This is a genomic window from Synechococcus sp. RedBA-s, assembly GCF_024345495.1.
Lineage (GTDB): Bacteria > Cyanobacteriota > Cyanobacteriia > PCC-6307 > Cyanobiaceae > Regnicoccus_A.
On record NZ_JAGQBF010000034.1, the window covers coordinates 1 to 23,865 of the forward strand.

Sequence of the window (23,865 nt, forward strand, 5' to 3'; positions counted from 1 at the left end):
AAATGTCAGTTTGGCTTCCGGAAGGTCTTCTACAGAGGTATCCGCAAGAACGACCTCAAACTGAAGTTGCTCTTTGCCCTGGCAAACCTCTGGATGGTACGGGAGCGAATACCTGATCCAGCGTAGTACAAGGGTTTAGTGTGTCTAAAGATCGATAATTATCCAGAAATCAAGCCAAAACGCATCGCGGAAACTGCCTGAACGTCTTTGCGTGGACTTGCTGTGAGCAAAACAAGGGCAGAATCTGCTCAGCATCGTCTCATTGATGAGAATGAGACTAGATTATTCGGATTAAGGCGTCTTGATCAGAGGTTCCTTAGGATAACCGCCAATAACCTTATGGAAGATGTATCAAGAATTATTGTGCCAGCACCATCTCTTGGTTCTCTTCCATCCGGCGAAGATAATGAGCCCCGTGCAGCGCCAAGGCCGGTTTTTTCGAGAGCTATTGATATCGATGGTGATGGACTTACAGAGCTTATTGTCGTTTCACAGGACGGCCCCTACTGGAGCACTCTTAGAATTTACCGATTTAGTACGCCAGATAGCCTCCTGGGTCATGCAAGGTTTCACGAGATTGCAAGACTTACAGGTATCTTAAACTACAAAATTAAAACTAGTCTTAATGCTAACCCGAACATAGTTGTTGATATAGACGATCCCGACTCGGATCTTCCACATGCTGCAAACGTTAATCTGCTTCGCCAGACGCACACCTGGAAGAATGGCAAATTGGCCTTGACTCATGAAGAAAAGCGTACCAAATCATACACTACACGTGAAATGAATCAAGATGTATCCAGGGATATTGACGAACTATTGACTATCAAGAATGATCTCTTTACTGAAGTTCTTAATAGCCTGAACTCGCATCAAGAGTTGCGAGAGCAAGCCATCGAAGCCGATACTGCCTTTCGTTCTTATCTTGATAACGAGACAGCCTGGCATTCTAATTTGTTTTCTGGTGGGTCAATCAGAGGCATTGCAGGAGCGAAAGTGAAAATGCGCTTGCTAAATGAGAGAAACAAGCTGCTTGAGGATTGGCTTAAGAGAGAAGAAGGTGACATGTGGTAGCTATAGTGATGAAGATTTGTGGAAACAACTGATGAACCTTCCATACGCGTAGCCTTGTGGATTTCAGTCTATTATATCCGACTTCTATGCCCTCTAGGTTGGTGATTATGCTTTAGATCTATGGTGGAACCGATGGTCTAATGCTGCATGTACCCGCTGGTATAAAAACCATTGTTTCGGGCCACAGCTTGCGACAGCTCGAAGGTGGGTACTGACCCCTCAGCCTCCACTTATCACGACTTCCGCTCGCTTGGACGCGATGAGCGCGGCCTCCCGCTCGTCATAGATCTCTGGAGCTTCCTCTCCGTTGGCCTTGGCCGTCCGTGCCCTGAGTGCCAGGCGGACGCGAGGCAGGCTCCATCGGATCGAGCCCTTGTCGCCGCTCAGGTAGTAGTGGATGCCCGCTCGGAGCGTCCCATCCTTCCTGCACCTGAGGAGACTGGATTCACTCGTGCCGACCGCTTCCGTGACCTGGCGAGTTGTCCCCCAGGGTGAACCTGGATCGTTGGGACTGTGGCCGTTGGCGTTGCTATTGGGCTCCATTGAGCTGATTGGTCGCTCAGGCAGTCATGGAGCGCAGGGACACCTCGGCGCTTACCCAACCGTTTCGATCCCGCCTTTGCGTTGATCACTGGGGATTGCCGACGCCTCGGCAGCCCCTGACGGCATGGCTTCCAGCCCTTCCAGCAAGACCACAGGGATGGCCATGCAAAGCCCCTGTGCGGTATCGACGGCAGGGGCGCTGGAGCCTTGTCCTGTCCGAAGGGTGTTTTGACTAGCGGGTCGAAACGTGCCTGAGATAAGGACATCTTATACCGCCTGAGGCGTCAGCACGCGCCATGACGCCGCAATCGTTTTTGGCTTGGATCGCACGCGGTTTTGCACGCGCTTGTTTTGGCCAATCGCTGAGAAGTCAATCGGGGCGACAGGATTCGAACCTGCGACCTAGTGCTCCCAAAGCACCCGCGCTACCAAGCTGCGCCACGCCCCGTCGGGGAAGAATCTACCTGTCGGCCTCCCGGGGATCCCGCCAGATCTGGGGGGCGCGATCGTGATGGGTCAGGCCAAGGCGTTGGTGCCCACCTGCACCCGTGAGCCCTGGTCGCTGGAAAGCACCTCGATGCCGTAGCGGATGCGTTCCTTGAGAGCTCCGACGTGGCTGATCAGTCCCACCATGCGGCCACCTTCGCGCAGCCGGTCGAGTTCGTCCATCGCCAGCTGGAGGTTGTCGGGATCGAGGCTGCCGAAGCCTTCGTCAATGAACAGGGCTTCCAGTTGCACGCCGCCTGAATGGGCCTCGACCGTGTCGGCCACGCCCAGGGCCAGGGCCAGGGAGGCCTGGAAGGTCTCGCCGCCCGAGAGGCTGCTCACCTCGCGCTCCTCGCCGGTGTAGGCATCGAGCACCCTCAGACCCAGACCTGCCTGGCGGCCGCCGCGGCCCCCCTCATCGCTGAGCCGCAGCTGGTAGCGGCCGGAGGTCATCAGCTCCAGACGCTGGTTGGCATAGCGGCAGATGTCGCCCAGATAGGCCGAGAGCACCCAGCGTTGGAGGGAGATGTAGGGGGCGGCCCTGCCTGAGCAGCGATCGGCCACGGAACTGAGCAACTGCGCCCGCTCCTGTCGGGCTGCCAGCTCGCTGGACCCGCTGCGGTGCTCCGAGTTGAGGCGCTGGATCTCCAGCTGGGCTCCGCGCGCTTCGCTGTGGCGCTCCACGGCTGCCGTGCGGGCGCCGTCGGTGACGAGCAGTACCTCCGCGGCCGCCGCGCTATCGGGTCGCTCGTGGGGCAGGTCGACCAGCTCCGCCGAAGCCAGAGCTCCCTTCAGCTCAATCACTTCTATGTCGAAGGCCTTGATCCGCTGCGCCCAGTGCTGGCGAACGCTCTCCTCCTTGAGGGCGGCCTCCACAGCTCGACTATCGCTGAACTCGGATCCGGCCAGGTCGATGGCCAGTCGCGCAGTGGCCAGCTCCAGCCGGGTTGCGGCGCTGGCGCTGGCCTGGCAGCGAGCCGCCAGAGCTTTCAGGGCCACCTCCAGGGGCTCGAAGCTCTTGAGCGCCTGCTGTGGATCGACGCCCTCCCCCAGCTCCCTGCCGATGGCGGCAGTGAGGATCTGCGCCCGTTGGCTGTCGTCGGCAGCGGCCTTGGCCTGCACGGCCAGCTCCGTGCTGGCCGCCTGAAACGTGGTCTGCAGCGCCTCCAGCTCCCGCTCTTGGGCGCTGATCTCCTGCTCCAGGCTGGGCACCGTCCTGGCCAGGGCCAGGGCAGCGGCCAGGGCTTCGCTGGCCTGCTGGGCCGCTGTGCGTGCCGCCTGGGGATCGCTGGCGGCAGGGCCGGCCTTCTCCAGCACCGCCTTGCGCTCCCCCTGGACCTTCTCCAGCGCCACCGCCGTCTGCTGGGCCGCAGCGGTGGCAGCGCTCAGCTCGGCCTGGGCCGCTGTGATCGACCTATCACTGACGGCGTCCTGCGAAGGCTGGGCGGGTGCCGGGTGCTGCGCTGAACCGCAGACCGGGCAGGGGGCGTCGGGCTCCAGGCCCCCGGAGAGCCGGGCTGCCATGCCGGCGATTTGACGCCGCTGCCGCTCGCTCAGGGTCGCCTGAGCCTGATGCAGCCGGGTATCGGCATTGGTGAGCGCCGCCATGGCGGCCTGTTCCTGCTGCAGGGCAGGGGCGATGGCCGCCACGGCCAGGGCCTGATCCTGGGCGTCCTGCGCCGCCCGCTGCAACCCGCCCAGCTGGTCGCGGGCTGAGCAGGCTGCGCTCAAGGCTGCGCCTGCACTCTGGCGCGCCTGCTGGCGACTCTCTCTGGCGGCGCTGCTGCTGCTCAGCTGCTGCTCAGCGGCCTGAGCTCGCTTGGTAGCGGCCGCCGCCCTGGCCCGCGCCAGGCCCGCCTCCAGTGCCTGGGCGGCCAGGGCGCTGAGCTGCGCGCGACGGACCGCCAGGTCCTGGCTTGCAGCGCTCAGCTCCTCGAGGATGGGGGCCGCCAGCAGATCGAGCAGCACCAGCGAAAGCGGCAGGGCCTGGGCGGCGTCCCGGGCCAGGATCACGCTCTGTAGCTCGGCTTGGGTCCCGGCCTCCAGGCTGCCCAGAGCGGTACGGGCCGCCTGCTCGGCCTCCATGCTGGGCCGCAGGCCCTCGGCTCGCTCTGCCCGGCTCAGCCGCTGGCGAAAGTCGGCCACGGCCTCCTCCTTACCCTCCAGTTCCGCGAGCCTGGTGAGGGCCCTGGCGCGTCGATCCCAGCGGTCGGCCTGCTTTTCGATCGCATCCCTGGCCTTCTGGGCTGAGACCAGGGCGGCGCTGGCCTGCTGCAAATTGCTCTGGCTGGCGGTTACTACCGCGGCGATCTGCTCCACCAGCCCATCGAGGCCCTGTTGATCGCTGGAGGGCTCCAACGGATCCACGGGATTCAGCAGATCCCCGGCCTCAGGAGACTGCGCTGCATAGGGGCTCCACTCATGGGTGGCCTGGCTGCGCAGCACCTCCAGGGCCCGGTACTGCTCGGCCACCTCGATGCGGGCGGCCTTGGCGCGCTCCTCCAGCCAGCTGCCCACCTGCTCGTAGATCACCGTGTCGAAGAGGGTTTTGAGCAGGGCCTCCCGCTCCTCGGCCCTGGCGCGCAGCACCTCAGCGAACTTGCCCTGGGGCAGCAGGATTACTTGGCGGAACTGGGCGGCATCGAGGCCCACAAGAGCCTGCACCTCGCGGCTGACCTCCGTGCTGCGGCTGGCGATCGGCTGCCAGCCAGTGACGAGAAGCCGAAACAGCCCCGCCTGCGGCGCCTTTTCGGTGGTGCCCTCACCCCGGGTCTTGGGGGCGGTGTAGGCGGGAGATCGATCAACACGGTAGCGGCCGCCGCCACTGGAGAACTCCAGGCTCACCCGTGGCACCGCCGCGGGCTCGGCGTGATCGGATTTCAGCGCCTTGACGCTGCGATCCCCCGACACCTCGCCGTAGAGGGCGAAGCAGAGGGCATCGAGCAGGAAGGTTTTACCGGAGCCGGTGCTGCCATGGATCAGGAACAGCCCTTCCTGGCTGAGGTCGTCGAAGCTGATCTCCACCGGCTCGGCATAGGGCCCGAAGGCTTCGATCCGGAGCTGGTGGGGCCTCACCGCTGCCCTCCCCTGGCGGCTGCCTCCAGCGCCTGCCGCAGCAGTGACGCCTCGGCTTCGCTGGCGCTGCGCCCCTGCTGATCGGCGAAGAACGTCGAGGTGAGATCTAAGGGGGAGGTAGCTTGGCGCACCTGCTGGTGGCGTTCGCTGGCTGTTGTGCGCAGCCGCTCCGGCGGGCGATGGCGCAGCTCGGCCACATGGGGAAAGCGCCGCCGCAAACGCGCCATGGCCTGCAGCGGCAGGGTCTCGTCGGTGAGGATCACCCGCAGCCGCGCTTCAACGGCCGCCTCGAACTGCGGATCACAGCAGAGCTGCTCGATCCCCCCCTCGACCGTGGCCAGCGATCGCCCCACCTGCAGCGGCACGATCTCCAGCGCGGGCTGGCCTACCGCGTCGAGCTCCACGATCCGCACAGACTTGCTGTGGTACTGCTCGGAGAAGGAATAGGGCAGGGGGGTGCCGGAGTAGGCCAGCCGTGGGCCATCCAGCTGCTGGGAGCCGTGCAGATGGCCCAGGGCCACATAGTCGAAGCCGGCAAAAGTCTCCACACTTACCCGATCCACATTGCCCACCGTCAGCTCCCGCTCCGACTCCGAGCTGGCTCCACCCGTCACGAATGTGTGGGCCACCAGCACCGAGCGCTGCTGCGGCCGCCCCTGCAGGTCACGGCGAATCCGCGCCAGCGCCAGTCGCGTCACCTCCTCATGGCGCAGGCGGGCCGGTGGCGGCGTCCCTTCCTCCAGCTCCCTCGCTAGGCCCGGTCCATCCACGGCCGGCTCCAGGTAAGGGAGCGGATAGATCGCAACGGGTTGGCCGCCCAGCCGTGGGCTCACCAGCACCGGCTCATGGGCCCGGCGTACATCGCCGCGGATCGTCACCCCGAAGCGGGCCAGCAGCGGGTCGTACACCGACACGCGCACATGGGAATCGTGGTTGCCGGCAATCGCCACCACCGCCGCACCGCCTTCGCGCAGCTGGGCCAGGGTGTCGTTGAACAGCTGCACCGCCTCGGCCGGCGGGATTGCCCGGTCGTAGAGGTCCCCGGCGATCAGCACCGCATCGACAGCTCCGTCCCTGGCCAGCTCCACGATCCGTGCCAGCGCCGCCGCCTGCTCCTCGAGCAGCGAAGCGCCATGGAAATTTCTGCCCAGGTGCCAGTCGGAAGTGTGAAGCAGGCGCATCGGCGGCAGCTCACCTTCTGGACCGACGTGTTGTTTACGCTAGTTGGGCAGCGGCTCCAGACCTGCGCCGTTTTGGTTGCAGGGGGGAATCGGGGCGTCAGAGCATGCCGCAGTGGTTGCCGGGGTAGCGCAGGGTGCGCCAGTCGCCACCGCGGGTGCTGACCTCGACGCCGATGCCGATGGGATCCTCGCCGCCGTTGCTGTGCTGCTGCCACCACTCCTGGGCGGCGTCCCAGGCGGCATCCATTGAATCAAAGTGGTCGTCGAGCACGGGATGGGGGCAGCAGCGCTGGTCCACCAGGCGGTAGATCCGCACCCCATTGACCTGTTTGCCAGCAGAAACCGTACGGAAGGAAGAGAACGCCATGGCCCGCACATCGACAACCTCACCATGGTGGCGGCTGTGACAGCTGTTGACTGTCACCTTCATCACAAGTCACGCATCTCAAAGGGTGCGTGCTGTAGTTCCGAGCACAAGGGGGACGGCTGAGCCGCTGGCCACCGGCCTTCAGCCCAGCAGCGCGATGCAGTCGATTTCCACAAGAGCTCCTTTGGGCAGCGCCGCCACCTGCACGCAGGCCCGGGCGGGCGAGACCCCGGCCGAAAACACCTCTGCATAGAGGGCATTGACCTTGGCGAAATCGGCCAGGTCGGTGAGGAAGACCGTGGTGCGCACCACCTGCTGGGCCGTGCAGCCTGCCGCGCTCAGCACCGCCTGCAGGTTGGTGAGCACCTGTCTGGTCTCGTCTTCCACATCCCCTCCGCCCACCAGAGCGCCGCTGGCGGGATCCAGGGCGATCTGGCCGGAGCAGAAGAGAAGACCCCCCGCCTTGACCGCCTGGTTGTAGGGACCCACCGGTGCTGGCGCAGCGGCCGTGGTGATCGCCTCGGCGGGAGTGCCCGTGCCCATGGCAAGTGAAAATGAAGAGTCAACATTACGGACCAGGCTTCATCGCTCCACTGACCCCAGCACCCTTGACCCCAGCCCCGCTGGCTCTCCCCATCGCGCCTCTGCTGGATGGGCGGCCTGATCCTGTGCGGCTGGAGAACGTCTGGCACCGCTACCCGAGGGCCCGCGGGGCCAGCCATGGTGAGGAGTCGCCGAACTGGACGCTGCAAGGGCTGAACCTGGAGCTGCACCAGGGGGAACTGGTAGGGCTGCTGGGTCCCTCCGGCTGCGGCAAGACCACCCTGCTGCGCCTGATCGCTGGCTTCGAGCGTCCGGAGCGCGGCCGGGTGCTGATCCATGGCCAGGAAGTGGCCGGCCCCCACGGCTGGCTGGCGCCGGAGCGCCGGGGGGTGGGCATGGTCTTCCAGGACTACGCCCTCTTCCCCCATCTCGATGCCTGGAGCAACGTCTGTTTCGGGCTCAAGCCCCGCCAGGACCGCAGCCGGGCCGCCTGGCTGCTGGAGCTGTTGGGGCTCAACGGTCTGGAGCTCCGCTACCCCCATGAACTCTCGGGCGGCCAGCGCCAGCGCCTGGCCCTGGCGCGGGCCCTCGCCCCGGGGCCAACGCTGCTGCTGCTGGATGAACCCTTCTCCAACCTGGATGTGGAGGTGCGGCTGAGGCTGCGGGCGGAGCTGTCCGGGGTGCTCAGCCGCTGCCAGGCCAGCGGTCTGATCGTCACCCACGACCCGGAGGAGGCCCTGGCCATCTGCGATCGGGTGGCGGTGCTGCAGGGGGGACATCTGCATCAGTGCAGCAGTCCGCGGGAGATTGTGCGGGCCCCCGCCTCCGCCTTCGTGGGCCGCTTCGTGCTGCAGGGCAATCTGCTGGAGGCCCACTGGAGCGGCGGTGAGCTGCTCACGCCCCTCGGCGCCCTGCGCCCGGAGTCGAATGGATCAGCCCCCAATGGCGATGGCCCGGGCCCCTGGCAGGTGCTGCTGAGCCCATCGGCTCTTGATCTGAGCGTCGATCCCAGCGGCCCCGGCGAGGTGGTGGCGCGGGAGTTTCTGGGGCGCGAATGGCTCTACCACGTGCGGCTTGATGCCGTGGGCGCCGCTGCTCCGGTGGATCTGCGCTTTCGCCTGCCCCTCGAGCGCGACTATCCCCTCGGTCTGCGCTGCCGCCCCTGGTTGCGGCCCGGTGAGCCCGCCCGGCTCTTCCCCACGGGCCAGACCCTCAGGCCTCCGGAGGTCCCCAGCCCCGAAGCGGCCTGATCCGCTCGCTCGTCAACCCTGCCACTGGTCCTTGCTGCGGCGACGACTGGCGAAGGCTTCAGCATCGCCGGCCCTGAGCATCAGGTTCGTGGCCCACTCCAGGGCGATGGTGCTGGGGATGGTCGGTTGATTCTCCCGCCGCAGCTCCTGCACTGCCGCCAGCCGCTCCTGGATCGCCTGCCGTTCCTCCCCCTGTTCTGGGCTGTTCGCGACCGCCCAGCGCAGGTTGGCGAGGGTGTACTCATGGGCGCACCAGACGCGGGTGGTCCCGGGCAGGCCCCCCAGCCGCTGTAGTGACTGGTGCATCTGCGCGGGGCTGCCTTCAAACAGGCGGCCGCAGCCGCCGGCGAACAGGGTGTCGCCGCAGAACAGCTCGCCCTGGCCGCCGGCCTGGGGCGGCAGATGGAAGGCCATGTGCCAGCGGGTGTGCCCGGGCACTGCCAGCACCTCCACAACGCGCCCCAGCAGCTCCAGCTGGTCGCCGTCCCGCAGGGCCACGGTCTGCAGGGGGATGCGCTGGCGGTCGTCGCCGGAGGCCAGCACCGCCGCCGCGGGCCAACGGCGCAGCAGCCCCGGCGTGCCATCGATGTGGTCCCAGTGGTGATGGGTCTGCAGCACTGCCACCAGCTCCAGCCCGCGCCGCTCCAACCAGCTGACCACCGGCTCCGCTACGCCGGGATCCACCACCACCGCCCGGGCTCCGTCGTGGAGCACCATCACGTAGTTATCGCGCAGCACCGGGATCAGCTCCACCTCGCTGTGGCTCGCGTCCATCGGTACAGTCCAGGTTGCGGTGCAAGTCCATGATCACCGTCGCTCTGGCCAAAGGGGCCCTGCTTAAGGATTCGGTGCGCTGCTTCGCCGCCGCCGGCCTTGATTTCAGTGCTCTGCTCGATGCCGACAATCGCCAGCTGATGGTGCCGAGCCCCTGCGGTCGGGCCCGGGCCCTACTGGTGCGCAATGGCGATGTGCCCGTCTATGTGGCCTATGGTCAGGCCCAACTGGGCGTGGTGGGCGACGACGTGCTGCGTGAGCACCAGTTGCCGGTAGCGCCGCTGCTGGATCTGGGCTTCGGTGGCTGCCGCATGGCCGTGGCGGTGAGAGAAAACAGTGGCTACAGCCGGGCGGCGGAGCTGCCGGCCCACTGCCGCGTGGCCAGCAAGTTCGTGCGCTGCGCCGAAACCTTCTTTGCCGGGCTGGATCTTCCCGTGGAGCTGATCCAGCTCACTGGCTCGGTGGAGCTTGGTCCGATCACCGGCATGTCTGAGGCGATCGTCGATCTGGTGGCCACCGGCCGCACCCTGCGCGAGAACGGTCTGGTGGCCCTCGATGAACTGTTCCACAGCACGGCCCGTTTGATCGGCAATCCCCTGGCCCTGCGCTTCGATCTCGGCGAGCTGCAGGACATCATCGACCGGGTCGCCACCTCCACCTCCGCTGCTGCAGGACCTGCTGCTGCGTCCCAGCGCTGATGGCCGCCCTCGACAGCCAGCGGCTCAAGCGCCTGCTGCCCTACCTCCGCCACGACCGCCGCCGCCTGACCCTGGTGGTGATTCTGTTGATCCCCCTGGCCCTGGCCACCGCGATTCAGCCGCTGTTGATCGGTCAGGCGATCGCTGTGCTGCGCCGTGAGCCCACAGCCGCTTGGCTGGCGGGGCAGAGCGTGTCCCAGGCGATGCGCACCCTGGTGCTGATCCTGTTCAGCGCGGTGCTACTGCGGCTGGCCCTGCAGGGGGCCCAGTCCTACAGCGTTCAGGCGGTGGGCCAGCGCCTCACCGCCCGCATCCGCGACGACCTCTTCAGCCATGCCCTGGCCCTCTCGCTGCGCTTCCACGACCGCACCCCGGTGGGCAAGCTGCTCACCCGCCTCACCAGCGATGTGGATGCCCTGGCCGAAGTGTTCGGCAGCGGGGCCGTGGGGGTGCTGGCCGATCTGGTCACCCTGGTGGTGATCGGCGTGACGATGGTGAGCATCGAGCCGCGCCTCGGTGCCCTGCTGCTGGCCAGCCAGGTGCCGGCCACCCTGGTGATCCTCTGGCTGCAGGGCCGCTACCGCAAGGCCAACTACCGGGTGCGCGAGGAACTCAGCCAGCTCAACGCTGACCTGCAGGAGAACCTTCAGGGCCTGGAGGTGGTTCAGATGTTCCGGCGGGAGGCCACCAACAGTGCGCGCTTCGCCGTCACCACCAACGCCTACCGCCGCGCCGTCACCGGCACGATCTTCTACGAAAGTGCCGTCTCGGCCTTCATCGAATGGGTGGCCCTCACCGCCGTGGCCGTGGTGCTGGCCCTGGGGGGCTGGATGGTGATCGCCGGCAGCATCGGCCTGGGTACTCTCACCACCTTCATTCTCTTTTCCCAGCGCCTGTTCGATCCCCTGCGCCAGTTGGCGGAGCGCTTCACCCAGATCCAGGGCGGGCTCACGGCGGTGGAGCGCATCGGTGAACTGATGGAGCAGCCGATCGAGATCTCCGACCTGGACCATGGCCTGCGCAGCAGTGCCGCCCAGCGCTCAGGGCTGCTGCGCGCCAGTGCCGGTGAGGTGATCTTCGAGCGGGTGAGCTTCGCCTACCGCCCCGACGATCCGATCCTCAGCGAGCTGAGCTTCCGCATCGCCCCTGGGGAGCAGGTGGCCCTGGTGGGTCCCACCGGCTCCGGCAAGACCACGATCATCCGCCTGCTCTGCCGGCTTTACGAACCCCAGAGCGGTCGCATCCTGCTCGATGGCATCGACATCCGCGAGCTGCCCAGCGCCACCCTGCGCCAGCGGCTGGGGGTGGTCCTCCAGGACACCTTCCTCTTCAGCGGCAATGTGGCCGACAACCTGCGGCTGGATGCGCCGATCGCCCAGCACGACCTGGAGCGCATCTGCGCCGAGCTGGGCCTTGACCCCCTGCTGCGCCGGCTGCCCGATGGCCTGGCCACGGAACTGCGGGAGCGGGGCGGCAACCTCTCCTCGGGTGAGCGCCAGCTGCTGTCGGTGGCGCGGGTGGCGATGCGCGATCCCTCGGTGCTGGTGATGGATGAGGCCACGGCCTTCATGGATCCCTCCACCGAGGCCACCCTGCAGCGTGATCTGGAGCGGCTGCTTAGCGGCCGCACCGCCATCGTGATCGCCCACCGCCTGGCCACCGTCGAGGCGGCCGATCGCATTCTGGTGCTGCGCCGGGGCCGGCTGATCGAGCAGGGCACCCACCGGGAGCTGCGGGCAGCTGGCGGACTGTACGCCGAGCTGGCCGATCTGCAGGAACGGGGTCTGGCCAGGCTCTAGGGATCAGGGCAAGGCAGCTGCACGGGCAGCCGCTCCAGCCAGGCATCGATCAGTGCAGCCAGCTGGCGGGGGCACTGTCGCATCGGCAGATGACCGCAGTCGGGGATCACGGCCAGCTCGTGGTCTGGGGCATAGCCAGCCAGGTGGCGCACATAGCGGGGGGCCATCACCTGGTCCTGGCTGCCGGCGATCCAGAGGCTCGGCACCCGCAGGGCCGCGGTGAGCGCGGGCAGCTGGCTAACGGCGCCGCGGTTGGTGCTGCAGGCCAGCAGTCCCCGGGCGGCACGCGCCTCCGCCAGCAGTGGGCTGCGGATCGCCTCGGTGCCCGGCAGTTCCGCCAGCCAGCCTGGACGGAAGCGCAGGAACAGGGAGCCGCCGCGCCTCACCCGGGCGAAGGCCCGAGGCTGATACACCCCGCCGCCGGCGGCGATCTGGATCACCCCCCGCAGCTGAGGCCCCAGGCTGCTGGCTGCATGCAGGGCGATGCTGCCCCCCAGGGAGTGGCCCATCAGCACCACGGGAGTGTGGGGAGCGATCCGGCGGCAGGCCTCGCTCACCCAGCGCCCGTAGCTGGCCAGGCTCGGCTGCAGCCCCACCGGGCGCGGTTCCGCGCCGAAGCCGGGCAGATCAGGGCACCACAGGCGCCAGCGCTGCTGCAGTTCGGCGTTCAGGGGCTGCCACAGCCGGCTGGAGAGCATCCAGCCATGCAGCGCCACCAGCAACATCCCGCTCTGGTCGAGTTCCAGGGCCTGGGGGGGTACAGCCAATCCCTTCAGGGGGTCTGCCACCACACTGCCCCTAAACGCCCCCGATCGGGCAGGATCGTGCCAATGCGTTGCCTCGGCCGTCTGGTTTGGATACAGACCCGCTTCTCTCCAGCTTCTACGGCCCAGGCTGGCGCCATTGTCCCAGCCCGAACCCCCAGCTGGAGCTGGTGCTCAGCCTGGAGCGGGAGATCGATCTGGTGGAACTGGAGCAGCTCTGTGATGCCGTCGGCTGGAGCCGCCGGCCGATCCGGCGGGTGCGCAAGGCCCTGCAGCACAGCCTGCTGCGGGTGGGCCTCTGGCGCCATGACCCGCGGGTGCCTCGCCTGGTGGGCTTCGCCCGCTGCACCGGCGATGGGGTGATGGAGGCCACGGTCTGGGATGTGGCCGTTCATCCCCTCTACCAAGGGGCCGGGCTGGGGCGGCAACTGATGGACTATGTGCTGGAGCAGCTCAGGTTGATGGAGGTGGACCGGGTCAGCCTGTTCGCCGATCCCGAGGTAGTGGGGTTTTATCAGTCGCAGGGCTGGGAACTGGAGCCGCACCAGCGGCGCTGCGCCTTCTGGTATTCCCCCTGACACCCCTGGTGGGGGCCCTCAGGAGCACTCAGGGTTGGTAATAGCGCGCCGCCAGGACCGCTGGATCGGCGCCCCGGCGCCAGGCCTGCCGCAGCCGGGCATTGCGCCAGGCCGTTCCCCACACCCCCAGGCGCCGCCAGCGCCGCACGTCCACCCGCACCGGCAGTCCCAGGTCGCGGATCGGGCCCAGCCGGCGCAGGCGCAGCACCAGATCGAGGTCTTCCATCAGGGGCAGGGCCCGCAGGCCGCCGGCCCGCTCCAGCAGGCGCCTTGGCAGCAGCAATCCCTGGTCGCCGTAGGGCAGCTGGCCGGGGCCACTGCGCAGGCGCACGCACCACTCCACCAGGCGCAGGGCGGGGTCTGCCCCTTCGATTCCCAGGCGGAAACACCAGGGGGCCTCCGGGGCGGCCATCGCCCGCTGCACCGCCGACCACCACCCCTGCGCCAGGCGCAGATCGGCATGGAGCAACAGCAGCCAGGGGGCCGTGCTGTGGGCCACCCCCGCCGCCAGCTGGCAGCCCCGGCCTCCGCCCACCTGCAGCACCCGGGCGCCCGCCAGGGCCGAGAGGCGGGCGCTGCCGTCGCTGCTGCCGCCATCCACCACCAGGCAGCTCTCGATCAGACCGGCGGGAGCCCTGGCCAGATCCGCCAGCAGGGCCGGCAGGTGCCCAGCCTCGTTCAGGGCCGGGATCACTACCGCCAAGGGGGCGCTGGTGGCGGAAGGTGCAGCCAAGACCTTCACCCCAGCCAGGGCTCCATGTCCATGGGGCGATCTAGGTCGCTGCGCTGGGACAGCAGGGCCGGCTCCAGCCCTAGAGCAGCGGCCCGCTCCAGGGTGCGGCGCAGCACCTCGGCGCTGCCCCAGGGGATGCCGCTGAGCAGGCTGGGCTGGGGCTTCCTCAGTCCGATCAGCCAGTAGCCCCCATCGCTGGCCGGCCCGAGCACTAGGGGGCTGCTGGCTAAGGCCGCCAGGGCCGCCTCCAGATCGCCTCGGGCCAACAGGGGCAGGTCGGTGCCGATCAGCAGAACTTGCTGAGTGCCTTCGCGCCAGGCCCGCACCAGCTGCCGGGCCATGCGGCTGCCCAGACCGCCGTTCCCCTGCAGCACGGCCCGCTGGGCTCCGAGGCTGAGGCCCCAACGCCGCGCCCCGCGGGGCCCCAGGCCGCTCACCGCCAGTACCAGTTCCGTTCCGACCAGCTGCTGCGCCACCGCCAGGGTGTGGGCGCTCAGCCGCCGCTGGATGCCGGCGGCGGCCGCCGGGCCGATGCTGGCCCCTAGGCGGCTCTTGCAGCGGCCCGCCGCCGGCCAGCGGGCCATCACCACCAGCTGCTGGCTGCCAGAGTTCAACGCCAGTGGACTCACTCGCTGGAGCGCAGCTCCGCCGGCTCGAGGTTGACATCGCGGCTGCCGCTGCCCCGCTTGATGCTGATCGTCAGTGGCTGACCCACCTTGCCCTGATCGACTGCCACCTGGACTTCGGAGGGGTTTTTCACCTTCTTACCGCCCACGGTCTCGATCAGATCGCAGGGCTTCAGGCCAGCCTGGGCCGCAGGGCTGCCCTTGAGCACTTCCACTACCACCACTCCATCGATTTCCGGCAGGCGGCATTCGCCGGAGGTGGCATTGATCTCACGCGCCAGCTGGGGCGTGAGCGCCTGGAGGCGCACACCGATGTAGGGGTGGGAGGCGCGACCCTTCTCCAGAATCTGGGCGGCGATCCGCTTGGCCAGGTTGACCGGGATCGCGAAGCTCAGGCCCGCACCCGGCGCCTGACGGATGGCGGTGTTCACGCCAATCACCTGGCCACGGTCGTTGATTAGCGGGCCGCCACTGTTGCCGGGATTCACGGCAGCGTCGGTCTGAATGTAGGGCACCCGCTGGCCTTCGCCGATGGCGTTGGTGCGCTGGATGGCGCTGATGATGCCCGCCGTCACGGTGTTGTCGAGGCCGAGGGGATTGCCGATGGCGATCGCCCATTCACCGGGCCGCACCTGGGAGGAATCCCCCAGGGGCGCCACCGGCAGCTTCTGGGCCACCACCCGCACTACGGCGATGTCGGTAAGAGGATCGGCGCCGAGCACCTTGCCGTTGAAGCTGCGCCCGTCCGGGAGGGTCACCGACACCTCGGCTGTGCCCTCCACCACATGGGCGTTGGTGAGGATCACTCCGTCGGAACGGGTGATGAAGCCCGATCCCTGGCCCTGTTGCTGCTGGATCGAGGGACCGCCACCGAACAGGCCCCCGAGCGGATTGATCACCCGTTTGACCGTGTCAATGCGCACCACCGCGGGCCCCACTTTCTCCACCGCGTTGACGATGAAGTTGTTGCCCGCCTGCAGTGGCGCGGCCGAGGGGGCGTCACTGACCCTCGGACCGGGGGCGGCGGGGCCAGGCCTGGGCAGCCCCGGCAGGTTAGGCAGCGGGATCGAGCAACTGCCCAGCAGGAGTCCGCAGAGGCCGGCGGCGGCCAGGGACCGGCGGCGGGGCGAGGGGGAGCCAGGGGCGCAGTGGCGAGTCATGGCAGGGGAGCCCAGCGAAGCCGCGAAGCGCTTCATTAAAGACGGTGCCGGTCCGGGAAGCTGCCTATATTCAGCAACTGGCTGAGTGGGGACTGGACGGTGCAGCAGGGTCAGGAGCTGTGGCACCGGGTCCAGGAGGCACTGCAGGCCAACCTCAGCAAGCCCACCTTTGAGACCTGGATCCGGCCGGCCCGCTGCACCGGTTACGCCGACGGCCAGCTGCAGCTGGAGGCCCCCAACAGCTTCGCCAGCGGCTGGCTGCGCAAGAACTACCTGGTGATGATCGCCGCGGTGGCCACCGATCTGGCCGGCCACACCATCGCGGTGGAGGTGGGCACCGCCGCGGTTCAGGAGCTGGATGGGGCCATGAACGGCTCCACTCCGGCCGAGCGTCCCGGCGCCGCCCAGCAGGGCCTGGCGGGGGCTTCACCGGGGGCGGTGCTGCGGGCGGCTGCGGGCCCCACAGGCCCCACCGCCAGCGGCGAGACTCCCCGCCGGCCGGCTCCGGGGCTCAACCCCCGTTATGTCTTCAACCGCTTCGTGGTGGGGCCCAACAGCCGCATGGCCCACGCAGCTGCCCTGGCTGTGGCCGAAGCACCCGGTCGTGAATTCAATCCGCTCTTCCTCTGCGGCGGTGTCGGGCTGGGCAAAACCCACCTGATGCAGGCGATCGGCCACTACCGCCTGGAGATCGATCCGGAGGCGCGGGTCTTTTATGTGTCGACCGAAACCTTCACCAACGACCTGATCCAGGCGATCCGCAAGGACGGCATGCAGAAGTTCCGTGACCGCTACCGCGCCGCCGATCTGATCCTGGTGGACGACATTCAGTTCATCGAGGGCAAGGAATACACCCAGGAGGAGTTCTTCCATACCTTCAATGCCCTGCATGAGGCCGGCCGTCAGATTGTGATCGCCAGTGATCGACCCCCCAGCCAGATACCGCGGCTGCAGGAGCGGCTGATCTCCCGTTTCTCCATGGGCCTGATTGCCGACATCCAGGCACCTGATCTGGAAACACGCATGGCGATTCTGCACAAGAAGGCGGAGCAGGAACGCATGGCCCTGCCCCGCGATCTGATCCAGTATCTGGCCGGTCGCTTCACCTCCAACATCCGTGAACTGGAGGGCGCCCTGACCAGGGCGGTGGCCTTCGCCTCGATCACCGGTCTGCCGATGACGGTGGAATCGGTGGCGCCGATGCTGGATCCAGTGGGCAACGAGGTGCCGGTCACGCCACAGCAGGTGGTGGAGAAGGTGGCGGAGGTGTTCGGGGTGAGCGGCGAGGAGATGCGCAGTAGCAGCCGCAAGCGGGCGGTGAGCCAGGCCCGCCAGGTGGGCATGTATCTGCTGCGCCAGAGCACCGACCTGAGCCTGCCGCGCATCGGTGATGTCTTCGGCGGCAAGGACCACAGCACAGTGATGTACGCGGTGGAGCAGATCGAGAAGAAGCTGGCGATCGATCCCTCCCTCGCCCGCCAGCTGCAGCAGGTGCGGGACCTGCTGCAGATCGATTCACGCCGGCGGCGCTGAGCCTGCGTTCTGATCGGAAGCGTTGAGCCTCAGGTGAGCGGGAGGCTGGGGTCAAGGCCTTCCACTTCGCCATGGAAGACACGGCTGGCGGTGATGTCCTCGGCCTGGATCGTGATCAGATCCAGCTTGGTCAGGCCCCGCCCCATGTGGTTGAAGAGCCGGTTGGCCTGACGCATGCGCGCTCGGTCGATGGCATTGCGGATCGAGCGGGCATTGGCGAAGAAGGGCAGCTGCATGCGCCGCTGGATGTAGTTGTAGAAGGCAGCCTTGGCCTCATCGCCGAAGCGGTAGCTCTCAGCGGCCAGGATCAGCTGGGCAATGGCCAGCAGCTCCACGGCCGTGTAATCAGGGAAATCGATGTGGTTGGCCACCCGGGAGGAGAGGCCTGGATTTGATTGGTAGAAGATATCCATCTTGTCCTTGTAACCAGCAAAGATTACCACCAGATCATCGCGGTTGTTCTCCATCACCTGCAGCAGAATCTCGATCGCTTCGGCTCCGTAATCGCGTTCATTCTCGGGCCGATAGAGGTAGTAGGCCTCATCGATGAACAGCACGCCACCCATCGCCTTCTTGAGCATTTCGCGTGTTTTGGGCGCCGTGTGGCCGATGTACTGACCCACAAGATCATCGCGGGTGGCGGTCACAAGGTGACCCTTGCGCACGTATCCCAGCCGGTGCAGGATCTCGGACATCCGCTCGGCCACGGTGGTCTTGCCAGTGCCCGGCCGGCCGGTGAACGACATGTGCAAGCTCGGTGCCGCCGTGGTGAGGCCCACCTGCTTGCGGGCCCGCTCCACCACCAGCAGCGCCGCGATCTCACGGATTCTGGTCTTCACCGGGCGCAGGCCGATCAACTCGCGATCGAGCTGATCGAGCACCTCCTGCACATTGGCGGCTTCATAGGCCGCCTGCAGGTTCACCGGGGCATCGAGGTTCTCCGTTGCCGAGCCATCGGCTTCCGCCTCGGTGGCGATGGAATCAGGCGAGGAGGTCATCGATGGCCGCGGCGAAGTCGTGGTCAACGGTGGCGATCGGGGTGTCGTCGTCGGCAGGGCGCACGGTGATGTTCACGTAGGTGCGCCCGAAGCTCAGATCGGGGAAGCGACCCTGTTGTTCACAGAAATCGTTGAGGCGATCGAGGAAGGCGCGGTTGCTGGCGTAATCCTCGAACTCGATGCGCCGCTCAAGCCGGGCGGCCTGCTCGGGTTTGGGGCGCGGCGTCCAGGGCTGGTCCATGGTGTTAAGGCTAGGTCAGACGATGGGTAGGGCCCTTGGCTCAGCTGCTGGTATCGAGGCAGTCGGTGCGGGCCACCGCCAGCCGGCCGGACCAGGCGGCGGCGTAGGCCCGGTTGGCCGCCTGCTTGGCCGGATCGGTGCTGCTGAGCGGATGGGGGAAGGTGCCGCGGATGGCGGCATTGGTCACGCAGAACATCGACTTCTGGAAGCTCATGCAGATCTTCACGCGCACATCGCCCTCACCGCGGGTGCGCTCGCGGTACCAGCTGTGCAGCCGCTCCGGCAGGTGGCGGTACATGTCCTGCATCAGCAGGCTGGGCGGGATGCCGGCCCCCATGCTCGGCAGGGGGTCCGCGTAGAGGGCGCCGTAGGCGAATTGGGCCTGATCCGGGGAGATCTGCTGGGCCTGGGCGTTGAAGCTCACCGTGCCCAGGAACGGCAGGCCCCTCAGGAACACCGCCTCCACATAGGGCACGGCCACATCCACCAGGAAGGTGAGCCCCGCTTCCGGTGGCAGCACCCACAGGTGTTCCCCGGCCACCTCCACCCCGTAGGTGATCGGGTTGGCGGCAGCGACCACCAGGCCGTCCTTGATGAACTCCACCACCGCCTCGATCGAAGCCACGCGGCCGTCGGATTCGGCGCGGGCCAGATCGAGGAACAGATCGCTCATCACCCGCCAGAACTGGCCCAGGGCGTGGGTGGTGGCGGCGGTGCGGATCAGCTCGATCAAGAAGCCAGTAAACAAAGGATGCAGCAGGCCCAGCAGCGGATCGCGGCGGGTCTTGCGGCGAATGATCGCGGCGCAGCCTGCGGCGAAGGCCTCCGAATCCAGATAGGCATCAAGGCCGCCGGTGCCGTGCCAGAGCACCGCCTTCATGCAGTATTCGGCGTACTCGAAATTGATCCGGTCGTGGTTGAGGTGGCGCCAGATCTTCGCGGGGCTGTTCTCGCCATCGAGGTACTTGAACAGCGGAAACGGCAGCAGGAACTGCTGCTCGGCCTGGAAGATCAGGTTGGTGCTGTAGGCATCCAGCACCTCGCCGTAGCTCTTGAGCACATCCACCACTTCGATCAGGTGGTCGGCGCTCTCCGCCAGCAGCGAGTCGCCGGCCAGCAGTTTCGACTGCAGTTCCTCGGCGCTGGGCATGGACCCGGCGTGGACCAGTTCGGCAGAGATGATCGGCATCAGCCCAGACCTCCGCTCTTGAGGGCGGCCGCCAAGGCCGGCAACTGAGTCATGGCCGTGGTGGACGCCTCACTGAGCCGTCCCAGTCCAGCCGGGAGCAGACCGATGGCCACCACCCCAACAGCCAGGGCCATGGCGGGGATGGTTTCGCGGGGGGCAACCGCAGCGAGATTCACATCAAGACGGCCATGAACCACTGGATCGGTGATGGGGGTCACGGCCAGACGGCCGAAGAAGGCCCGGTTGACCAGCAACAGGAAATACACGGCCGTGAGTCCTGATCCCACCATGGAGAGCAGGGTGGCCAGGGGATAGGCGCTGATGCTGCCGCGGAACACCATGAACTCGGAGATGAATCCGGCCATCCCCGGCATCCCGGCGCTGGCCATCACCCCCAGAATCATCAAGCTGCCCGTGAATGGCAAACCCCTCTCAGGGTTGAGCAGCCCATGGAGCACCGTCAGATCCCGGGTGCCGGTCTTGCGGTAGACGATCCCCACCAGCAGGAACAGCAGCGCCGAAATCAGGCCGTGGCTCACCATCTGGAACACCGCCCCGAGGATCGCTACCGGCGTGGCCGCCGCCGCCGCCAGCAGGATGTAGCCCATGTGCCCCACGGAGCTGTAGGCCACCATCCGTTTCATGTCCTTCTGGGCGATGGCGGCCAGGGAGCCGAACAGCACCGAGATCGCCGCCCAGATCGCTAGCCCCGGGGCCAGCTGCGCCCAGGCCTCGGGGAACATCCCCAGGCAGAAGCGCAGCAGACCGTAGGTGCCGAGCTTCAGCAGCACCCCTGCCAACAGCACCGACACCGGCGTCGAAGCCTGGGTATGGGCATCGGGAAGCCAGTTGTGGAAGGGGAACAGCGGCACCTTGATGCCGAAGCCCACCAGCAGGGCCCCCAGCAACAGCAGCTGAGCGCCCATCGAGAGCCGTTCACTGGTGATCGGCGTGAGGCTGAAATCCGCCGTGCCTGTCAACAGGGCCAGACCGAGGAAGGCCCCCAGAATCAAAAAGCCTGACACCGCCGTAAAGATCAGAAACTTGGTGGCGGCATAGTCCCGGTTCGCTCCACCCCAGACGGCGATCAGGCACCACAAGGGAATCAGCTCCAGTTCATAGAAAAGGAAGAAGAGCAGCAGGTTCTGGGCCAGAAAGGCACCGTTGACGGCCCCACTGATCACCATCAGCAGGGCGAAATAGACGCGCGGGCGCTTATCGATGTCGCGGGTGCAGATCGCCGAGACCAACGTCAGGGAGCCGTTGATCAACACCAATGGCAGTGACAGGCCATCGACGCCGAGCTTGTACTGGAGTCCCAGGCTGTCCACCCAGCGCAGCGATTCCTGCAGCTGCATGGCGCTGTTGCCGGGGTCGAACCGGGCCAGCACCACGAGGCTCCAGGCCAGCTGCAGGCCCAGAACCACCAGCGTGACCGTGCGCATGCGCCCCTTGGTCGGGTTGCCCGGCCAGAGGGCCAGCAGCAGGGCTCCGCCGAAGGGAATCAGCAGCAGCAGACTCAGCATCGGCTGATCCTCATACCTGCAGCCACTGCAAGGAGATGAGTAGCAGCACGATTGCCACAATCACCGTGAGAACGTAGGTTTGCACCTGGCCGCTCACCCCCAGCTTGAGCCCCTCGGCGCTGGCCAGAGAGAGGCGCCCGATGCCGTTCACCAGGCCATTCACCAGGGCTTGGTCCACCCAATTGGTCAGCCGCGCCAGGCCGGCCACCGCAGCCACGATCGTGGCCTTGTAGATGCGATCGGTGTAGAAGTCGGAGGCGAGCAGGTCTTGCAGGACCCGCAGCGGCTGGATCATCGAGCGCGACCAGAACTTGTTCAGCGGCGCCAGGGCGCCGCCTGCTACCCCCGCCAGGCCGCTGGCGAGCACTGCGGCGGTCACCGTCCAGGGAATGGATCCAATGCTGGGTACCGGATTGAAGCGGGCCATCAGCGCCGGGATCAGCGCCACCAGCACCGTGAGGCTCACCATCGGCAGCGCCATCAGCCAGTTCACCTCCGGGGCGCGCTTCGTTTTGGGCATCGGCGGACCAAGGAACACGTGCCGGTAGACGCGGGTGAGGTTGAAGGCGGTGAGGCCATTGGTGAGCAGGCATACGGCAGCGAAGAAGGGCTGCTGAGGGGCGAAGCTTTCCACCAGCAGCCCAAAGCACCAGAAGCAGCCCAGGGGCAGCAGGCCCACCAGACCGGCGCCGCCCACCAGGTAGGCGGTGGTGGTGGCGGGCATGCGCGAACCGAGGCCGCCTAGTTCGGTGAGGTCCTGGCAGTTGGTGGTGGCGATGATGCTGCCCACGCTCATGAAGACAAGCGCCTTGGCCAGGCCGTGGGCGAACAGCAGCAGGAGCGCGATCGCCGGCTGCTGCAGCGCGATGGCGATGAACACCAGCCCCAGATAGGAGGTGGTTGAGTAGGAGAAGGCCCGTTTGATGTCCACCTGGGCGATCGCCACCAGGGCGCCGGCGAGGGCGCTGATCGTGCCCACTACGAGCAGCACGGTGGTGGCCAGGGGGGAGAAGCGCAGGAGCGGCATCACCTTCATCAGCACCAGGGCGCCGGCGGTGACGACCACGGAGTTGCGCAGGATCGAGGCCGGGTTCGGCCCCTCCATCGCCTCATCAAGCCAGAGGTGCATGGGGAACTGGGCGCACTTGCCCATCGGCCCGGCGATCAGCCCCAGGCCCAGCAGCGTGCCGGCCAGGGGAGAGAGCGCACCACTGGCGTCGGCCTCGGCGGCCCAGACGTAGAGATCCTGGAACTCCATCGAGCCCGCCCAGGCCGAGAGCGCCACCATCCCCATCAGCAGCAGCACATCGCCCACCCGCTTGGTGAGGAAGGCGTCGCGGGCGGCCGTGACAACCAGCGGCTGGGCGTACCAGAAGCCCACCAGCAGGTAGGTAGAGAGGGTGAGCATCTCCAGCAGGAAATAGCTCATGAACAGGCTGCTGCTCAGCACCACTCCTGCCAGGGCCCCCTCGAAGAAACCCACCAACGCATAGAAACGGGCCAGGGACCATTCCTTGTCGAGGTAGCCGAGGGCGTACACCTGGCCCAGCAGGCTTATGCCCGTCACCAGCTCGAGCGCCGCCAGGTTGGTGAGCGAGAGGTCGAAGCCGATGCGCAGGTTGAGGTCGGCGGCGCGGAACCAGGCGAAGTCCAGGTGCTGGGGGCCGATCTGCCACACCTGCTGGAGGATCAAGCTGCTGTGGGCAACGGCAACCAGCGTGACGAGAAGGTTCAGGTAGGCCGCCGGTCGGGGCCCATTGCGTTTGATCCAGCCCGCAGCCCACGGCAGCGACAGCACCATGCCGCTGAACCCATAGAGCGGGATCAGCCAGACCATCTGGATAGGCAGGGCTAGGGGAGGGGGAGACAAAGGGAGGGGATGAGGCGCCAGGTCGGAGCAGGGAGGGTGGCCTAGAAGGTGGCGCGTTCGAGATCGCGGCGACTGCCGGCGCCAAGGTCAGCCAGCCACTGGTGCAGCTCCTCTCCGTGCTGGGCTTCCTCCTGCCAGAGGTCGTGGAAGAACTGGGCATTGCCCGGATCACTCACCAGCAGGCAGAAGCGGTTGGCCTCGGCGTAGTGCTGGATCAGTTCGTCCTCCTGGACGATGTTCAGGCGCAGCAGTCCGATCAGATCGCGGGCGGCGCTCACGGGCTTGAGCTGGGAGGCGGCCGGCGCCACGCCGAGGTGCAGCATCTGCTGCACCAGGCGCTCGGCATGCTGCATCTCCTCGACCGTCTCCTGGCGGAACCGCTCGGCAGATCCGCCATCTCCCCAGAGGGCGAGCAGCGAGGCCTGGGTCATGTACTGCTGGACCGCGGAAAGTTCCAGGCTCAGAGCCCGTCCCAGGTAGCCCAGCACCCGAGGGTGAACGGTCTCCATGACCCTCAGCTCCTGCGCTCAGCGCCGCTGAAGGCCAGCATCGGCTCCAGTTCACTGTGGGGGCGGGCGATAATGTGGGCGGCCACCAGGCCATCGCCCACGCGCTCGCAGGCATCGGCACCGGCGCGTACCGCGGCGTTGACGGCACCGGTTTCGCCGCGCACCATCACGGTCACATAGCCGCCGCCCACGAATTCACGGGAGATCATCGTGACTTCAGCGGCCTTGGTCATGGCGTCAGCCGCCTCGATGGCGGGCACGAGACCACGGGTTTCGATCATGCCGAGAGCGATGCCGTGCGGAGTCGAAGCCATGGCTTTGGAGGGGGAAGAGGACTGGGAGGGAGGG

At 66.8% G+C, this 23,865-nt stretch carries 22 protein-coding genes, 1 tRNA gene and 1 pseudogene; 7 read left to right on the plus strand and 17 right to left on the minus strand.

The genetic code is table 11. The features are described 5' to 3' along the window. Positions 1 to 126 (plus strand): annotated as a pseudogene (locus tag KBY67_RS12465) (IS5/IS1182 family transposase); the annotation flags it as partial. Between the two features lie 81 nt (positions 127 to 207). After that, on the plus strand, positions 208 to 1,074 hold the full coding sequence (locus KBY67_RS12470) for a hypothetical protein (protein WP_255111381.1): 867 nt from the start codon (positions 208 to 210) through the stop codon (positions 1,072 to 1,074). Between the two features lie 917 nt (positions 1,075 to 1,991). Here the strand turns inward: KBY67_RS12470 and KBY67_RS12475 are convergent. The 5 genes from KBY67_RS12475 to KBY67_RS12495 all read right to left on the minus strand — a co-directional run bounded on the left by KBY67_RS12475 (position 1,992) and on the right by KBY67_RS12495 (position 7,269). Next, a tRNA-Pro gene (locus KBY67_RS12475) sits at positions 1,992 to 2,065 on the minus strand. Positions 2,066 to 2,133: 68 nt separating this feature from the next. After that, positions 2,134 to 5,178 carry an AAA family ATPase gene (locus tag KBY67_RS14795; protein WP_255111382.1) on the minus strand — a complete coding sequence of 1,015 codons (3,045 nt, stop codon included), beginning with the start codon at positions 5,176 to 5,178 and terminating at the stop codon, positions 2,134 to 2,136. Beyond that, on the minus strand, positions 5,175 to 6,359 hold the full coding sequence (locus KBY67_RS12485; RefSeq protein WP_255111383.1) for an exonuclease SbcCD subunit D: 1,185 nt from the start codon (positions 6,357 to 6,359) through the stop codon (positions 5,175 to 5,177). Before KBY67_RS12485 ends, KBY67_RS14795 begins: the two co-directional genes overlap by 4 nt. Before the next feature lie 97 nt (positions 6,360 to 6,456). After that, the gene (locus tag KBY67_RS12490; RefSeq protein ID WP_255111384.1) at positions 6,457 to 6,726 is read right to left on the minus strand and encodes a hypothetical protein; all 270 of its coding nucleotides are present in this window, start codon (positions 6,724 to 6,726) and stop codon (positions 6,457 to 6,459) included. A 141-nt stretch (positions 6,727 to 6,867) separates the two neighbouring features. After that, positions 6,868 to 7,269, minus strand: a complete 402-nt coding sequence (locus tag KBY67_RS12495) for a Rid family detoxifying hydrolase (RefSeq protein WP_255111385.1) — start codon at positions 7,267 to 7,269, stop codon at positions 6,868 to 6,870. A 65-nt stretch (positions 7,270 to 7,334) separates the two neighbouring features. Between KBY67_RS12495 and KBY67_RS12500 the strand changes: the two genes are divergently transcribed. Next, positions 7,335 to 8,519, plus strand: coding sequence for an ABC transporter ATP-binding protein (locus tag KBY67_RS12500; RefSeq protein WP_255111386.1), 1,185 nt, complete (start codon positions 7,335 to 7,337; stop codon positions 8,517 to 8,519). A 12-nt stretch (positions 8,520 to 8,531) separates the two neighbouring features. On the opposite strand, the gene gloB is transcribed toward KBY67_RS12500, so the two are convergent. Then, a complete protein-coding gene (gloB, locus tag KBY67_RS12505) occupies positions 8,532 to 9,293 on the minus strand; it encodes a hydroxyacylglutathione hydrolase (protein WP_255111387.1) in 762 nt (253 codons plus the stop codon). Positions 9,294 to 9,322: 29 nt separating this feature from the next. On the opposite strand from gloB, the gene hisG reads away from it, so the two are divergent. Together hisG and KBY67_RS12515 are read left to right on the plus strand one after the other, a co-directional pair. Then, positions 9,323 to 9,991 carry an ATP phosphoribosyltransferase gene (hisG, locus tag KBY67_RS12510; protein WP_255111388.1) on the plus strand — a complete coding sequence of 223 codons (669 nt, stop codon included), beginning with the start codon at positions 9,323 to 9,325 and terminating at the stop codon, positions 9,989 to 9,991. Beyond that, positions 9,991 to 11,790 carry an ABC transporter ATP-binding protein gene (locus KBY67_RS12515; RefSeq protein WP_255111389.1) on the plus strand — a complete coding sequence of 600 codons (1,800 nt, stop codon included), beginning with the start codon at positions 9,991 to 9,993 and terminating at the stop codon, positions 11,788 to 11,790. Before hisG ends, KBY67_RS12515 begins: the two co-directional genes overlap by 1 nt. Here the strand turns inward: KBY67_RS12515 and KBY67_RS12520 are convergent. Further along, the gene (locus KBY67_RS12520) at positions 11,787 to 12,557 is read right to left on the minus strand and encodes an alpha/beta fold hydrolase (RefSeq protein WP_255111390.1); all 771 of its coding nucleotides are present in this window, start codon (positions 12,555 to 12,557) and stop codon (positions 11,787 to 11,789) included. The genes KBY67_RS12515 and KBY67_RS12520 overlap by 4 nt on opposite strands. 86 nt (positions 12,558 to 12,643) lie before the next feature. Between KBY67_RS12520 and KBY67_RS12525 the strand changes: the two genes are divergently transcribed. After that, positions 12,644 to 13,132, plus strand: coding sequence for a GNAT family N-acetyltransferase (locus KBY67_RS12525; protein WP_255111391.1), 489 nt, complete (start codon positions 12,644 to 12,646; stop codon positions 13,130 to 13,132). A gap of 28 nt (positions 13,133 to 13,160) precedes the next feature. On the opposite strand, the gene KBY67_RS12530 is transcribed toward KBY67_RS12525, so the two are convergent. From KBY67_RS12530 to KBY67_RS12540, 3 genes are read right to left on the minus strand one after another with little or no spacing between them, the layout of a single operon-like run. Continuing rightward, on the minus strand, positions 13,161 to 13,874 hold the full coding sequence (locus KBY67_RS12530) for a TIGR04283 family arsenosugar biosynthesis glycosyltransferase (protein ID WP_399214434.1): 714 nt from the start codon (positions 13,872 to 13,874) through the stop codon (positions 13,161 to 13,163). After that, a complete protein-coding gene (locus tag KBY67_RS12535) occupies positions 13,871 to 14,479 on the minus strand; it encodes a TIGR04282 family arsenosugar biosynthesis glycosyltransferase (RefSeq protein ID WP_315855587.1) in 609 nt (202 codons plus the stop codon). Before KBY67_RS12535 ends, KBY67_RS12530 begins: the two co-directional genes overlap by 4 nt. 11 nt (positions 14,480 to 14,490) lie before the next feature. Continuing rightward, complete coding sequence (locus KBY67_RS12540; RefSeq protein ID WP_255111393.1) at positions 14,491 to 15,651, minus strand: trypsin-like peptidase domain-containing protein; 1,161 nt, start codon at positions 15,649 to 15,651, stop codon at positions 14,491 to 14,493. Between the two features lie 99 nt (positions 15,652 to 15,750). On the opposite strand from KBY67_RS12540, the gene dnaA reads away from it, so the two are divergent. Beyond that, positions 15,751 to 17,184 carry a chromosomal replication initiator protein DnaA gene (gene dnaA / locus KBY67_RS12545; RefSeq protein WP_255111394.1) on the plus strand — a complete coding sequence of 478 codons (1,434 nt, stop codon included), beginning with the start codon at positions 15,751 to 15,753 and terminating at the stop codon, positions 17,182 to 17,184. A 29-nt stretch (positions 17,185 to 17,213) separates the two neighbouring features. On the opposite strand, the gene cbbX is transcribed toward dnaA, so the two are convergent. The 7 genes from cbbX to KBY67_RS12580 form a co-directional block, all read right to left on the minus strand. Further along, entirely contained in the window at positions 17,214 to 18,182 is a 969-nt protein-coding gene (gene cbbX / locus KBY67_RS12550) for a CbbX protein (protein WP_255111395.1), read from the minus strand. Continuing rightward, entirely contained in the window at positions 18,166 to 18,423 is a 258-nt protein-coding gene (locus KBY67_RS12555) for a 4a-hydroxytetrahydrobiopterin dehydratase (protein WP_255111396.1), read from the minus strand. Before KBY67_RS12555 ends, cbbX begins: the two co-directional genes overlap by 17 nt. Before the next feature lie 40 nt (positions 18,424 to 18,463). Beyond that, a complete protein-coding gene (locus tag KBY67_RS12560; RefSeq protein ID WP_255111397.1) occupies positions 18,464 to 19,612 on the minus strand; it encodes a CO2 hydration protein in 1,149 nt (382 codons plus the stop codon). Beyond that, a complete protein-coding gene (locus tag KBY67_RS12565) occupies positions 19,612 to 21,138 on the minus strand; it encodes an NADH-quinone oxidoreductase subunit M (RefSeq protein ID WP_255111398.1) in 1,527 nt (508 codons plus the stop codon). The genes KBY67_RS12560 and KBY67_RS12565 overlap by 1 nt, the downstream gene beginning before the upstream one ends. 10 nt (positions 21,139 to 21,148) lie before the next feature. Further along, complete coding sequence (locus KBY67_RS12570; RefSeq protein WP_255111403.1) at positions 21,149 to 22,975, minus strand: NAD(P)H-quinone oxidoreductase subunit F; 1,827 nt, start codon at positions 22,973 to 22,975, stop codon at positions 21,149 to 21,151. Between the two features lie 74 nt (positions 22,976 to 23,049). Further along, the gene (locus tag KBY67_RS12575; RefSeq protein WP_255111399.1) at positions 23,050 to 23,517 is read right to left on the minus strand and encodes a ferritin-like domain-containing protein; all 468 of its coding nucleotides are present in this window, start codon (positions 23,515 to 23,517) and stop codon (positions 23,050 to 23,052) included. Positions 23,518 to 23,522: 5 nt separating this feature from the next. Then, positions 23,523 to 23,865 (minus strand): BMC domain-containing protein (locus KBY67_RS12580; RefSeq protein WP_315855588.1); only part of this gene is annotated, 343 nt, incomplete at its 5' end.